1 protein-coding gene is annotated in these 294 nt (G+C 42.9%); it reads right to left on the reverse strand.

Annotation, left to right across the window (positions count from 1 at the left end):
* A partial coding sequence (locus tag CVN76_RS02290) for an FAD-binding oxidoreductase (RefSeq protein WP_157805479.1) occupies positions 1-291 on the reverse strand: 291 nt, incomplete at its 3' end.
* Between the last annotated feature and the right edge of the window lie 3 nt (positions 292-294).

Consider the following 294-nt stretch of genomic DNA (forward strand, 5'->3'; position numbering starts at 1 on the left):
TTCCAAAACTTGATTCATCAAGGTCATATCAAGGGAAATCCCTCCTTTAACTGGAACGACATGCCCCTCCAAGCTTGATCCTAACCCGAACGGAATGACAGGAATATCGTGGTCATTCGCATACCTCATGACTGCACTTACTTCTGCCGTATCCTTTGGATAGATAACCGCATCAGGTAAATGCGGTGTATGGTACGATTCATCATGACTATGCTGTTCCAATAACGTTTCATTCACCGATACTTGCTCATCCGTCAATATATTCCTTAAGTCCTCTATGTACTGATTCATCCT

It is taken from the genome of Bacillus sp. mrc49 (genome assembly GCF_002803435.1).